The organism is Candidatus Magasanikbacteria bacterium RIFOXYB2_FULL_38_10, from assembly GCA_001783145.1.
Lineage (GTDB): Bacteria > Patescibacteriota > Patescibacteriia > Magasanikbacterales > UBA10003 > GWC2-40-17.
The window spans coordinates 26,269-41,475 of the sequence record MFQT01000011.1 but is presented as its reverse complement, the minus strand read 5'-3'; the positions used below and the strand labels follow the sequence as shown (position 1 = coordinate 41,475).

Sequence of the window (15,207 nt, the reverse complement as noted above, 5' to 3'; positions counted from 1 at the left end):
CCCTGGATCCCAGGATACCTGGTTCCTGAACCTTTAACCCTTGCGTAAGTAACCTTACCCCATAGCAGATGAACTTCTGTCTATGGGGATTTTTTAATTGTCAGAGTCGAGCCCAAAAGAAAATTTTTTCTTTTGGGCTCGACGAAATTTCAGGCTTAGCTTATAATATATTTGGATAGTAAACGATACAGTCCACGGCTATGGCTTTGGGCGGTTGAAATCTGGATTATCCAAAAAACCAGAGTAGCATCGGCTACTGGCTTATGCTAGTGTGTGATGGATAAATCCTAAAAATGAAATACTTGGTGCAAGATAGTAGGGAGATAACGTCTCCAAATGCGATTCAACCCTAAGTCAGCTAACCAGTAGAGGCGGACAAGGAGTAGTGTTCTAGAAGCTGTCTTGCATATATGTGGTGGCTCGGTCTGGCGCAACTTCAATGGCAACCTGCATGTCGCCTACCTCAACAGGAACGACTCCAAACGCAACCTCAACCTGAACTGGATCAGCAACAACTGGAACGGCAACTGCCGATTCCTGGCTGTCCGCCAGTCTTTCATTCTCCTTCAATTTTTTGAAGGAGTTTATTTTTGAAGGGTAAAAAATTGTAGCCATTTACCTAATTTTTTTCCAATCTGGTCTAATTTGTCCGAAAGGGTAATGTACTTAGTATTATTGAGGGCTTTTATCTCCCAAAGCAGTTTAAGAAAATATTTTAAAACATCAAATTTTCTGCTGAATTTTTCTAACAGGGGTAGTTTTTCTTTGCCTTTTGTATAACCAGCGTTTAATATTATTTCAATTAAATCAGTAAACAGATTATCTATTCTTGCTCCGATTGTATAACGTGTCATTTTGGGCAAGTGCGCTAAATATTCTTGCCATAACTTGTAGGCCTCGCTAAGTTTACTTAAAATTGGTATTTCCTCTCCAATGCGTAAAAAAAGGGGGGGGGGGGTTAAAGGAAAATTTTTTTGATTTTGATTATGAAAAGTATTTTCCATCATACGTATAATGATATTATTAACTTAGATAATTTATTATATGCTTGGCAGGAGTTTATTGTTGGTAAAAAGATGAAAGAAGATGTTCAAATTTTTGAACGTGATCTGTTAGATAATATTTTATCACTTCAACGTGATTTAGCCAATCATATTTACCATCATGGCGACTATGAAGATTTTTATGTTAATGATCCTAAGCGTCGGCATATTCACAAGGCCTCTGTCCGTGATCGTCTACTCCATCACGCTGTCTATCGTCAGCTTTATCCTTTCTTTGATAAAACCTTTATAGACGATTCTTTTTCTTGTCGTAAAGATAAGGGCACTCATAAGGCTTTAGACAAATTTAAGAGAATGTCCCACAAGGTAAGTCAGAATTATGCCCGCACCTGCTGGGTGCTAAAGTGTGATATACAGAAATTCTTTGCCAGCGTCAACCATAAAATACTTTCAGACATTTTATCTAGTGGAAAATTTAGCTTAAATAAGCTGTATTTATCAGGCCTTGCTTTTTCTCTTAAATTAGACTACAATGTCTTCAGTAAATAAGGCTGCTCAAAAAACACCTAATTTTTCTTTTACCTAATTAAAAACATGAATAAATTTTGGCAAAGATTTAATCCGGCTAATTGGTTTAAAAAACAGCAAGAAGAAACCCTTACTCCTCAAAGCAACATAAAATTATTTATCCTGGAAATAATCAAACTGGGTTTTTTTGCTATCGTGACAATTTTTTTAGTGCGCTATTTTTTGTTCAAACCTTTTTATGTCAAAGGTGCTTCCATGGAACCAAACTTTTTTGATAAGGAATATTTAATCATTGATGAATTAAGCTATCGTTTGCGCACACCGCAAAGGGGGGAAATTGTAGTTTTTCATTATCCAGGCAATAGGAGCGAATATTTTTTAAAACGCATTATTGGCTTGCCTGGCGAAAGAGTAAAAATTAAAGACGGCCAGGTAATTATTTATAATGATCAAAATCCGGACGGCTTGGTTTTAAAAGAAAATTATCTGCCCGCCGGATTACAGAATAAACCCGATGTTATTTATAATTTAGATGCCAATCATTTTTTTGTGTTGGGAGATAATCGCAATTCCAGTTTTGATTCGCGTTTTTTTGGTCCGATTGATCAAAACGAAATTGTGGGCAGAGTTATTTTGCGCGGGCTTCCTTTGAGTCGCGCCCAAATTTTTAACACCCCTTCTTACGGTAATTAATCTTTATCCATATGAAAGAAAAAAAAGTAGAGAAAAATAATAAGGAAGCGACAGCGGAGCCGATTAAAAAAACCATTCAGACTCCGCAACCCTTGCGTGGCATGAAAGATATTTTGCCATCCGATCAAGGTTACTGGTGGCTGGTTTTTGATAAAGTCCGTGCTTTGGCCAAAACCTATGGTTTTGAAAAAATAGATACACCTCTTTTAGAAGAGGCTACACTTTTTTCCCGTTCTATCGGCAAAGAAACAGATATTGTAGAAAAAGAAATGTACATTTTTGAAGATTTGGACGGTCAAAAATTGGCTTTACGTCCAGAAGCTACCGCTTCTATCATGCGCGCCTTTCTAAATCATGGTATGTGGAATTTACCCCAACCTATCAAGGCTTGGTATTGGGGTCCAATGTTTAGACATGAGCGTCCGCAATCTGGTCGCTACCGCCAATTTCATCAATTTGGATTTGAGATTTTAGGAGAAGACGGTCCTGTGGCCGATGCCATGATCATAATGATTGCTTACAATTTTTATGCGGAGATGGGTGTTAATGCTTCTATTCAAATAAATAGTTTGGGCTGTCAAGTTTGTCGTGAAAATTACAAAAATGAATTAGTGCAGTATTATAAAACCCATCGTTCCAAAATTTGCGAGACTTGTAAAAAAAGAATGCAAAAAAATCCCCTGCGTCTTTTAGATTGCAAAGAGCCAGGTTGTATTTCAATTAAAGAAGGCGCTCCCCAGATGATTGATTTTTTATGCGATGATTGCCGCAATCATTTTATGAGCGTTTTGGAGTATTTGGATGAATTGGGCTTGCCTTACTTTTTAAATCATAATTTGGTGCGCGGGTTGGATTATTATACTAGAACGGTTTTTGAAATTTATTCCACGGGTGAAGATGAGGGTTCCCAATCAGCCCTGGGCGGTGGGGGACGTTATGATTTGCTTTCCGAAGCCTTGGGTGGAAAACCTGTGCCGGCTTGCGGTTTTGCTCATGGAGTAGAGCGCGCGGTTAATAAAATAAAAGAAGCCGGTCGCATAGTACCTGAAACTTTTAAAGCCGAAATTTTTATTGCTCAGCTTGGGGAACAGGCTCGTCGCAAAGCTTTTACTTTATTTGAAAAATTCAAGCATTCGGGAATCAAAGTGGCTGAAGCTTTTTGCCGCAACAGTTTAAGAGCTCAATTGGAACAGGCGGATAAATTAGGAGCGCGTTATGCTTTAATTGTGGGGCAAAAAGAAGTACAGGACGGGTCTGTAATTATCCGCGACATGGAGTCGGGCGTTCAGGAAACAATTGATGTTAATAAGGCCGTGGCGGAGATTCAAAAAAAGATGTTGCTAGTTTAGGCAAAATAAGATATAATAAATTAATAATTAAGCTAACACCCGGGAGGTGAATAATGTGTCAGAAGTCAAAAGAAAAAAAGGCGAAAGTTTTGAAGCGTTAATGCGTCGTTTCCAGAATCGCATGAAGGAATCTGGAAAGATTTTGCAAGCCAAAAAAGTCCGTTTTTTTGCCAAGGACTTGAATAAAAATCAGCGCCGTAAATCCGCTTTGGAAAAAAATCGCCGAACAGAGACTCTGGGCTATCTTAAGAAAATCGGCCGTTTAAAAGAAGAAAAGCCTAAGGGTAGAAGATAAAATCAAAAGCTCAAAGGGAGGAGTAAAAGAATAGCCATGAATACCAAAGAAAAAATTGAGCAAGATGCAGTTGTGGCTTTAAAAAATAAAGAAAGTCGTCTTTCTATTTTAAGAATGCTTAAAACTGCCTTGCAGAATGCCATTATAGAAAAAAGGGGTAAGGAAAATAATCCTCAGGTAGAATTGACAGAAGAAGAAGTTTTGTCTATTATTCGTCGTCAAATCAAACAACTTAAAGATGCTTTAGTTGATTTTGCCAAAGCCAATCGAACAGAACTTTTAGAAAAGGCGCAAGAAGAAATAATAGTTTTAGAGCAATACTTGCCTGCTGAGTTAACAGTAGAAGAAGTGGCTAAATTGGTTGATGAAGCAATAAAAGAATTATCTGCTACAGCTAAAGATTTGGGCAAGGTAATGGGTTTGGTAATGAAAAAAGCCGGCGGCCGAGCCGAGGGAAATACAGTAAAGGAATTGGTTTCTAAAAAGTTGGTTTGACGGTGGTCCAAAGGTTTTCCGGCGATAAATTTTCAATATTCACAAGAATATTGATTTTATGGAGGATTTTAAATTTACAATTAGTAAGTTTTTAAAAAGAACCGCCTTAGTTCTTGTGTTTTTGTTGGCGGTTCTTTTTGTTTTTGCCCCTTCTTTTTCTTTGGCGCAAGTTAATACAGGCATAGAATTTGGCGCCTATACCGGATTGGCGCAAACCGATGTTCGGATTATCATTGCTAAAATAATCAGGGTATTTTTTGGAGTTTTGGGAATTATAGCTGTGGGTTTTACTTTGTACGGCGGCTATATGTATATGACCTCCGAGGGCAATGAAAAAAAATTGGAAACCGCCAAAGCGATTTTAAAAAATATGGCTATTGGCCTAGCCATTATTCTTTCGGCCTTGGCCATTGTGCAGTTTGTTCTTAATACGTTGTTAAATGAATATCAGGCCGGTCCAACTGGAGAAACAACGCCGCCAATAGGCGGAGAAACAGTCTGCGCCGATTGCGGATTTTTAGGATCGGTCATAGAAAGCCATTACCCGGGACGAGGAGCCATGGGTATCCCCAGAAATACCAAAATCGTGATTACTTTTAAATATGATATTTTGGCCGGCAGTTTAATCCAAGATAGTAATAACAATGGTCAATTTGGCGATACTTTGGGAGGCGGAAATAATGATCGTCCCTCCGCCGCCTTTAAGATTTATCCCACAACTGGAGGAGAAAGCGCCGCTATGGCACCCAATCAATTTGATGTTTTTTTATCTGTTGATAAAAGGACTTTTATTTTTAAACCCAAAGTTTTACTGGGTTCTGCTTTGCAAGATACCAATTATACCGTTAAATTAACCGATGCTGTTAAATTGGCTGATGGCAGTTCGGCTTTTGGAGCTATCGGTGCTTATTCTTGGGGCTTTACTGTCAGCACGGTTGCGGACTTGACTCCACCGCAAATAGAAAGCATTATTCCCACTCCTTCTTTAGATAAGTACGCTCGCAATATAATGGTACAGATAAATTTTAACGAACCGGTTGATCCTTTATCGGCCAGCGGCTTTTTTGAATTAGCTTCCGGCGATCCAACTAAAAATTTTCAAAATATTAATTTGGCTATTGATGAAGGAACCAAGCCTTTAATTTCCGGTAATTTTAAAATTACTAATCAATATCGTACGGTGGAATTTAAAACAGCTGATGAGTGCGGCCATAATCCTTGCGGTCAAACAATTTATTGTTTGCCTGGAGATAAACAAATTTTGGCTACGGTAAAATCGGCTAGTGTTGATTCTTCTAACAAACCACAAGCCCAAATTACCGCCAATTTTTATGATGGAGTGGTGGATATGGCTGGCAATTCTTTAAATGGCGGCGGCGAGTTAAGAATAAATGGGCAGAATAAAATTGTTTTGGAGCCGGGAGTTAAAACATTAAACCAATGGCAGGCGGCCAGTGGAAAAATCCTGGATGATTTTTCTTGGAGATTTTTAACTTCGGCAATTTTAGATACTACAGCTCCCAAGTTAACCGTTATCACACCTGGTTCTTTGGCGGAAAAAATTGATGTTGCCGCGCCTTTAAATATGGCTTTTGATAAACCAATGGCCATAGGAAGTTTTAAAGAAATTGTCTTAAAGACCAATAAGGATTTTAATATTAACTATACTTATTTTGGGACTTCTTATGATGCTTTGGGCCAAAAAGTGATTTTGCCAACTCAAAAAGCCGTTAGGACAACTGCGGAAATTGCGCATGGTGATTTTTGGCAAAAATCTCCCACTGCCCCGGCTGATACGGAAAGTGCAATTTATTATCCCTTTGCGCCATCTTTATTAAACGATATTTATCAAAATTGTTTTTATCCTGCGGTATTGCAAAATAGTCCCAGGTGCGTGGTTGGGGATATCTCCGAATCCAATAAATTAAATGATAACACCCCCAGCTGTTTTGATTTACAAAATACCAATTATGAAGGTTATTGTTCAATGGGAGAACCCTGTCCTTTGGTTCCCGCGCCTCACAATCCTTAAATAGTCTATGCTTTGGCTAAAGAAAAATAAAAATTTTAAAATAAAACTTTTCGTATTGGGTTTTTTAGCCCTGGGTCTTTTTGTTGCTTTGCCGGCTTTGGCTCAGATTAATACCGGCATAGAATTTGGCCAGTATACCGGTTTGGTTAATACTGATATTAGAATAATTGTGGCCAAAATAATCAGAGTAGCCCTTGGTCTTTTAGGAATTGTGGCCTTGGGCTTTCTTCTTTATGGCGGTTTTATATATATGACCTCGGAAGGCAATGAAAAAAAATTGGAAGAAGCCAAAACAATAATCAAAAATGCCGTAATAGGATTGGTAATAATTTTATCGGCTTTTTCCATCGCCCAATTCGTCATTACCAGATTAACCAATTCCATTATTGATGATTTTTGTACTCAAAATCCAGAGGCCTGTGTTAATTGTTTAACTAATCCGTCAGATCCAATTTGTGCGCCGCCTTTTTGCGCTGATCCAATCATCTGCCCCGTGGGTGGAAATACTTTTTTTGCTTCCGTTATTCCGCAAGGCTCTCTTCCTTTATATAATGTGGTTGTAAATATTGGATTTTTTAATGGTTTTGGCAGTGCGGGAGTAAACAGAACAACCATTAACTCCAGTACCGTTTCCATTGTTAAACAGTTGCCGGACGGAACCTATGATACTGATAATTATCCGGGATTTTTTGAATTTTTAAGTGACAGCTCGGTAGCTTTTCATCCGCAGGGAAATTGCGGATCGGGCAATCCCGCTACTGATTGTTTTGCCACTAATACTCTTTATCGCGTCACTTTAAGCCCCAGTATCAAAAGTTCCGGCGGTGCGGATTTAGATTGTGTTAATCATGTTTGCGTTAGCACTTTTACTACCGGTGATAAATATGATGCCGCGGCGCCAGGTGTGGAAATGGTTTTGCCTGGTCTTTGGGCGATAGTGGGGGACAATCGCGCCACTACAATTAGCGCTAATTACTCTGATGATTCCGGAGTTAAACAACTTGATTTTATCACCAAACAAAATCAAGTTATTAGTACTATTGCCCAACTAACAATTAATCCTTTTGAGGCCAATGGTTCCAGGGAATTTAATTTGTGGATTCCGCATTTAACAAATTTTGAAAAAGCGGAAACAGCCACCTTGGCGGCCAGAGCTTATGATTTAGACAATCATCGCACAACCTCTACCATACAAAATATCAAAATAATTCCCTCTTATTGTTTTAACGGAAATTTAGATACTGATAAAAAAGAGGAAGAGGCGCATAGCGCCGATGGAATAACACCGGATTGCGGATTAAATAGTGAATGCGGCGCCTGCGCGGGACAAAGGTGCTATACCAATTTTAGTTGCGCCGGCGGGTATTGCGATTTAACTACACACCAGTGTTTAATCCGTCCTAAGATTTTAAATGTGGCCCCTCTGCAGGCAGGAGCGGGCAGTTTGATTACTTTAAAAGGCTTAAATTTCGGCTCTTCCGAAGGCCAAATTTTATTAAACAATATTCCGGCGCCGGCGGTGGCCTGTCCCTTAACCGGAAACAACCCAACTTGGAATAATAATTCTGTTGTGGCAAGAGTTCCAATCGGTAATACCAGCGGAATCATTGAAATTAGAACAACCGGTTATAGTGGCGGGGCGGATTTGGGTCATTTTGACAAAACCGATGATACGGATTGGGGGTTTAAAGGAATTTTTTCCGCTACAGCCGAAGTTTTGCCAGGTTTAATTTGTGTAAGCCCTGCTACCGAAGCGCCTTTTAATAATGTAACTTTGGCCGGGGAAAATTTTGGTGTTAAGATTGGTAAAGTAAATTTTTCTTATTTACCTATTAACGGCAATAGCATTGTAGATTGGCAAGCTAACGGACAGAGAATTACAACTAAAGTTCCGCAAATGCCTGGTCAGACGCTTTCTATTTCTGTCAACACCTTTGAAAACAAGGTTAGTAATTCTGTACCCTTTACTATAAAATCCGTAGCGCAAAATTTGGTGCCGCGTATTGATTCAATAGATCCGGAAAATGGTCCTGTTGGTACTTATCTAACTATTTCCGGAGCCAATTTTGGAGAATCCGGTTCGGTTGTTTTTAAGGTTAATCCTGCAGATGAAAACGAGACAAGAATTTTAGCCGATTTGCCGCCAAGTTACTGTTCTAATTCTTGGAAGCCTACTCAAGTGATTGTAAAAGTTCCAGCTGCTCTTTCTTCCGCTATGGACGGGGTAAGTACAGCCGATTATTATGTTCAGGTAAGAACAGGTTCCGGTTCGGCTGTCTTTACCAGCAATTGGCAAAAATTTACAATTAATAAAAATCCTCTTCAGCCCGGTCTTTGTAGTGTCAGCCCTAATAATGGGCCGATAAGTACAATTATTACCTTGCAAGGTGAGGGTTTTGGTCCTGCGGCAAATAATGGAGCGGTGGAGTATTGGCAGAATGTCACCAGTAGTTTTTCCAATGCGGTTTCTCCCAGAATTTGGGAAAATTTAAAAATAATAGATGCTGTTCCTATAGGTGTCAAAACCGGTAAAATCAAAGTCTGGTCTAATGAAAAAAATCTTTATAGCCGTAACTCAATAAACTTTAAAGTTCAAAATTGTAAAGAAGAAATAAGCGCCGGTAAAAAATTAAATGAAATCTGCGGAGATGGACAAAAATGTTGTGACGGTGGTTCCTGTATAGATGCAACCGCAGCTTGTCCGGAAGAAACCGGCCTTAAATCTTCAATGTTTGCCTGGTCTTTTAGCACCGGTCAATTGCCTGTTGTGCCAAGGGTAGTGGAGGAATGTGTAAGCGGCAAAGTTCCCAGCCCCACTCCTTCCCAGCTTTGGGATGATTCTACAAACGTTTGTTTAAATACTCAAATTAAGGTCAGATTTACCAGTTTAATTAAACAAAGCACCATTATTAAAGGCAATTCTTTTATTATTCAAAAATGTACCGGTGGTACTTGCCCTGCTTCCGGATGGGTTGAAGAAATCGGAGGAAATTTGAGTTTTGAACTATCTGATGGAACCTTGGACCCTGGATCTGGTGGATATGATACCATCATCTTTTCTCCGGATAGCGGTCTTTTGAATCAAAATACCTGGTATAGAGTTGTTTTAACCACTCAAATTAAAAGTTTTGTGCCCACAGATTCTCTTTTAGAAAAAGAAATGCTTCCTTCTCCAACCGGAATTTGTCCTACCGTAGGCGGCTCTTCAGCTTCTTATTGTTTTAATTTCAAGACAAAAAATAGTACTGAATTATGTAAATTGGGTAGCGCGGTTGTAATCCCTCATCTTTTTACCGCTAAAGATTTTAACACTCTTTATTATCCAGGCACTAAAATTTTGTACAATGTTTCTGCCGTTGCCTCTGATAACAAATGTTGGTTAATTGACGCCAATGCCTACAATTGGCAATGGAATGCCGGATTTAATGTTGGTGATACTAGCATTTATGCTTCAATTACTAATGACAAATGGCCTGCGGGTGACCCTAATGTTGGCAGAGGAAAACCTAATCAAGATTTAACAACTTTAGACAAAATTACTCCTGTTAGTGGAGAAAAAGTTTGGGTTAAGACAGAGAGCGGTGGAAGCTCTATAAGAGATAATGCCATTTTGTATGTTTTTCCCTCCAAGCCAAAGATAATAAGTTACAAGCCAATTTGTAATACCGCCTGTATTAACAGCTCTATTGAAGTTAAATTTGATATAAGAGTGAAGGGTGTTGAACAGAATCTGCAGATTTATCAATGTCCGGATGAAAATTGTAATGTTCAAACTAATAATCTTTTGGGTAGCGTTGTTAACTCCAGTGACTGTAATCAAGAGGTTGGCGCAAATAAAGCTTGCCGTAATTTTAATATTTCCTTGGCTCCTTTAGGAACTAATTTATTACCAAACACTTATTACCGCATTAAATTAAGCGCTAAAAATAATGTTAAGAGCGAGGGCGGGGTTCCTTTGGCTGATGAAGATTTGAATTATAATTGCGGAGGCGGTAATTATTGCGCTTTTTCTTGGACCTTTCGTACTAAAAATGATTCTAATGTTTGTAGGATTGAAAGAGTTAAAATTTCACCCGCCACCTCCACTGTTTATTGGATTGGTAGCCAAAGCGCTTTGGTAAGCTCTGCTTTCGGTACTCCGGATAATTGTTTGGCTGAAGGCCAGCAATTAAATGCCTTTGCCTATAATTGGTCTTGGCAATCGCAAAATTCTAACGTGGCCTTTGTTTCCAATTATGATTTAGGTGTTAGAAGGGGAGGCAGCTCTGCTTTAACAAATTATTGCGGAGACGGGGCTATTCAAAGCAATGCTTTGGAAACTTGCGATAACAATACGGCCAACTGCTCCACGGATTGTCAAATTTTACCTCGCCTTAAGTTAGGCACCAGTGCGTGTTTCAATAGAACTGATCCTAATTGTTGCGGCAACGGCGGACCTTATAGTACCCCGGAAAAAAATGAAGAATGTGATTTAGGTGCGGAAAACGGTTTGCCTGGTAGTACTTGTACGGCCGGTTGTTTGTTTACTACAGCTAATCCCATTAGTTTGGCGCATTGCGTTGCTACCATTGGCGGTTCTTCTACTACTAAAGAATCAAGGTGTCTTAACCAATATCGCGCTGTTCCTGTTTGCGGCAACGGGGTAATAGAAAATAATGAAGAGTGCGATGGAGGGGCCAACTGCGCCAACAATTGTCTGTTAACTACCGGCTTTGAAACAGCTTTGGGAAACGGCTTAATTGATCCTCTGCAATACGCCACGGCTATTGGGCAAGGCACGCCGGATTCTAATAAACACCAAAAAACTCAAATTTATGCAGATACGGAAGGGAAGAGAGGGGTGGCGGATTTTGTTTTGCAGTGCGGCTACACTCCTGTTGATTCCAGTTGTCCTTTAGGTGATGCAGATAAGGGGGCAGGAAAAAATTCTTGTTGCTATGAACGTCCCGCTGTGGTGGAGGATGTAGATACCTTGCCGCGAAATGGCTTACAAACAAATATTTGCCCTAATGCTCTTTTATCAGTCAAATTTGATCAACCAATGGAAGAGAACAGCTTTACCAGTACTACCTTGGGATATTTTAATATTGCCTTAGCTAAAACCACCAGTACTCCTAATTGTGCGCAAGGCACCTATTTGTTGGGACAAAAAGAAGAAGAACCTCATAATTTTTGGCAAAAGATAAAATTCGCCGCGCGCCGCTTTTTTGGCCGGCCGGTACAGGCAGAGTATTTTTGCGCCGGAGATATTATTTATGATTTAAAAATTCGGGAGATTTCAACTGTAATAGGCGGCGTTAATGCCACTACTACCCAAGCGATTTTAGAATTAAAACAGCCTTTGGCGGAAAATACCAATTACCGGTTGGTTGTTTTTAAGGAATCGCGCAATATTGAAGGAGTGCGAATGCAGAATACTAGAATAATTGATTTTAAAACCGCTGGTAATCTTTGCAAAATTGATCATTTGTCTCTTGATCCTGCCGTTCAAATTTTTACCAGGAAAGATGAAACACATCAATTTAATGCCAAACCGCAGTTTGTTGCTCCGGGGACTTCTTTGGTGCAAGAGCTTATGCCTATGCCCGGTGCTTATAATTGGGAGTATGGTTGGATTGATGGAGATTTTCCGCCCCCCGATATTATAGGTATTACTTCCATTAACGATAGCGCTGATGTTAAAGCTTTGGGCAAAAACGGTGATACTGCTATTGGCGCGTTTACTAGAATTACCGAAGACACCTCCAGGGATACCACGGTAGGACGGGTTTTTAGCGCCACCGGCACCATTTCCGTTTTTCTATGTGAAAATCCCTGGCCGTCTTTTAATCCTTATAGTCCTGGTTTGGGCTTGGGGTATTTTGATGCGTTAGATAACAAAAATGCCATAAGTGAAGGCAACGGCTGGACTAATTTTAAACTTTTATATTGCCGCGACACAGGTAAAAGTAATGATATAGCTGATGATTTGGGCGCTTTAAATTTAAATACCCCTCTTTATCATCAAACCGGCGGACATCAAGATTCTTCCGGTATCTTTAAAGAATTTTTCTTTACTTTTGCCAATTCTGTTAATAGGGACAGTATTGGTCTGCGTGTTTATCCTAATCCTAATTATTTATCTACTAAAGATTGGTATAATTCCCAACCCTGGATTCCTAAGGGATCAACTAATGCCGTTAGAATCGGATCTGATGATCACGTTTATCAAGCCTTGCAAGAAGGCCGAACTTATTATGTTAACGGTTTAAATATCAGTCTGGATAACAAGATTTATTCCAATGTTTATGTTTTTTCTTTCAGTGATAATCCCAGCAGTGAAACTTTAAATGTTGTCACTCAGCTTTTAAATAACTTTACTTTAAATGTTAATTTTACCGGTAAAGCAAGGCTTGCACAGATAAACCGCGATTTTGTCCGTTTTAAAGATTTAAAGGCTGTCAGTGAAAAATTGGCAGGGTATTACGCTACTAAAGGTTTTTTTCCCAAACTTACCGAAAGTACGGAGTATGGTACATTTTTGCCATCTTATACCAATAGTAAATGGAAATCCTGGCAACTTTTAAGCAATTCCTTGGGTTTTGGCATGCCAATCGACCCTCTTAATAATTTTTATGAATGTGGCAACAGTGAGGTGTTTGCTGACGGAGAAAATTTAGGTCCTTATAATGCCGACACTTGTTGGAATGAAGCTAACTCCACCTTTATTTGTCCCGGCGGTTCGCATGTTTATCAGTATCAAACCATTGCCGGAGCCTCTTCGGTTATCAAAGCCGATTTGGAAATTGTCTCCGGATTAACTTGGGCTCGTAATTTAAATGATTTTTTAAATATCAAGCTTTGCAGCTTAAACAAAAATGTTTGCAAAACCGATACGGATTGCCTGCCTGGCGGGGGAAATTGTTCAATAAGCGGCGTTGATTTTCAATTGTACAATTCTTGCAATAATGTGATACAGACAGCCCAAACTCAGTGCGGTGTTTGTACTCCCGGGGAAACTAGATTGGTTTCTTGCTTACCCGTCAATGATCCTTTAACATCAGCGGATGAAAGCAAATACCCTGGGCAGAAACTTGAAAAATGCAAGACTGATTGCCTGGGGTGGGATTCGGATGTTTCCAGTCTAATAGGCCGGTGGACTTTTGATACTGCTGATGTGAGCGGCAACACAATTTTAGATAAAAGCGGTTATGGTAATAATGGTAAGCTAATTAACACAGCTGAGTTTTTACAAGGCAAAATTAGTAACGCAATAAAGTTTCCTGCTCCAGTAAGCAATCCACCCTATATTACCATCCCGGCTAATAATCAGAGCATTAAAGATTTTCAAAATAATGGCAGTTTTACTTTTGCCCTTTGGTTTAATATTAGTAATTATCCCGCTGATAGTACCGCAAAGTTTTTAATCTCTAATTTCCGCGGTGGTTATCCGGGTTCCGGGGTGTATATAGCCATTAGGGGCAAAAAAATTATGGCCAGTATTAGAAATCAGCCAACTGATTCGTCAAAATGCACCGGTTCCGGTAATGCCAGCGGTTGCGCGCCCAACACTGAAATTGGGTTTCCTTCCAGTCAACCGGATCTTAATAAAGATCAGTGGTATCATTTGGCTGTTGCTGGCGATTGGGATGGAATACATTCTTCAACCACTTTGTTTTTAGATGGTCAGAAAATAAGCCAAGTGGTTAATGGTTATAGAGTTAAAGCAAGTGGCGACTCGCTGGCTTTAAATAATTCATTAACAAGTAATCCTGAACACTATTTTGAGGGTCTTTTAGACGACGCCCGTATTTATAATAGGGCTTTAACTGGAGAGGAAATTAGTTTTATTTATACGCACACTTCTTCTCAAACAGGATCTTGCGTATCTGCAGGCTTTTGCGGTGACGGTATTGAAAATGGACCAGAAATTTGTGATGATGGGTTTAATAATGGCAAATATGGATATTGTAAAGCCGATTGTACTTTAAATACCGCCAATAAATGCGGGGATCAATATTTTACAAAAGGAAATGAGGTTTGCGATTCGTCGGCGTTTAAATATGAAATTTTCACTTCAGGTCCTCTTTCTTTTTACTTATGGGCACAAAAAGAAAATAATTTTAGTGAGATAGATTCTTCAAATAAGGGCTGGTGTGATAATGATAATTTATATTTTTGCAGTAGTAGCAATGAATGTCCCACCGGCGGTAATTGTATTAGGAGCGGAGCTAAGTATAATACAGTAAAAGAAGGTTCTTGCGCTTATGATTGCCAAGGCCGCGATTATTGCGGCGACGGATTAATAAATCCCGTTTATGAAGAGTGCGAGGCTAGTGAAACTTGCCAGATAGGCAGTTGTAGCGGTGGCCTATCGGTGAATAAGTATTGTGAAAAAGACCAAGATTGTCAAAGTGGACAGTGTGAAAATTATCAACCAGGCAAAAAATATTGTCAGATGACGAACGAAGTAAAATCTGTGAAACAAGCCAGCGCCACCGGCTGGCCTTACTACGTTGATAATACTTCTGCCACTAAGAATTTTTCCAATGATTCTTGTTCTTGGGATAATAATTCTCTGGATTTGGCCTATTTTTCCTCCCCTGACATTTCTTGTCTGCCGTTTAAGGCTCCGGAGTTACCGGTTTATTTAGCTAATTGCGGCATTGATTCTGATAATGATGGTAATTATAAAGATCAGGGCGAGGAATGTGATTTTGGTCCGGCCAATGGCGATGCCTGCGTTCCGCAACAAGGCGCTCCGAGTTGTACTTATTGTGCTTTTGGCTGTAAAATAATGACTATCTCACAATAATTTTTTGATTAAAATAA

General features: G+C 39.4%; 9 protein-coding genes. 7 read left to right on the top strand and 2 right to left on the bottom strand.

Annotated features, from left to right (window positions below; genetic code table 11):
• Positions 1-390 precede the first annotated feature (390 nt).
• Entirely contained in the window at positions 391-615 is a 225-nt protein-coding gene (locus A2294_00215) for a hypothetical protein (GenBank protein ID OGH85668.1), read from the bottom strand.
• Positions 585-1,007 (bottom strand): hypothetical protein, encoded by a 423-nt coding sequence (locus A2294_00210; protein ID OGH85667.1) that lies wholly within the window; start codon positions 1,005-1,007, stop codon positions 585-587. Before A2294_00210 ends, A2294_00215 begins: the two co-directional genes overlap by 31 nt.
• Between A2294_00210 and A2294_00205 the strand changes: the two genes are divergently transcribed.
• From A2294_00205 to A2294_00175, 7 genes are all read left to right on the top strand, one after another.
• Positions 987-1,553 carry a hypothetical protein gene (locus A2294_00205; GenBank protein ID OGH85666.1) on the top strand — a complete coding sequence of 189 codons (567 nt, stop codon included), beginning with the start codon at positions 987-989 and terminating at the stop codon, positions 1,551-1,553. The two genes, A2294_00210 and A2294_00205, sit on opposite strands and share 21 nt — an antisense overlap.
• A gap of 45 nt (positions 1,554-1,598) precedes the next feature.
• Positions 1,599-2,225 (top strand): signal peptidase I, encoded by a 627-nt coding sequence (locus A2294_00200; GenBank protein OGH85665.1) that lies wholly within the window; start codon positions 1,599-1,601, stop codon positions 2,223-2,225.
• A 101-nt stretch (positions 2,226-2,326) separates the two neighbouring features.
• On the top strand, positions 2,327-3,574 hold the full coding sequence (locus A2294_00195) for a histidine--tRNA ligase (protein OGH85669.1): 1,248 nt from the start codon (positions 2,327-2,329) through the stop codon (positions 3,572-3,574).
• A gap of 46 nt (positions 3,575-3,620) precedes the next feature.
• Positions 3,621-3,869, top strand: a complete 249-nt coding sequence (locus A2294_00190) for a hypothetical protein (protein ID OGH85664.1) — start codon at positions 3,621-3,623, stop codon at positions 3,867-3,869.
• Between the two features lie 36 nt (positions 3,870-3,905).
• On the top strand, positions 3,906-4,364 hold the full coding sequence (locus A2294_00185) for a hypothetical protein (GenBank protein OGH85663.1): 459 nt from the start codon (positions 3,906-3,908) through the stop codon (positions 4,362-4,364).
• A gap of 58 nt (positions 4,365-4,422) precedes the next feature.
• The gene (locus A2294_00180) at positions 4,423-6,396 is read left to right on the top strand and encodes a hypothetical protein (GenBank protein ID OGH85662.1); all 1,974 of its coding nucleotides are present in this window, start codon (positions 4,423-4,425) and stop codon (positions 6,394-6,396) included.
• A 7-nt stretch (positions 6,397-6,403) separates the two neighbouring features.
• Positions 6,404-15,190, top strand: coding sequence for a hypothetical protein (locus A2294_00175; GenBank protein ID OGH85661.1), 8,787 nt, complete (start codon positions 6,404-6,406; stop codon positions 15,188-15,190).
• The last annotated feature ends 17 nt before the right edge of the window (positions 15,191-15,207 follow it).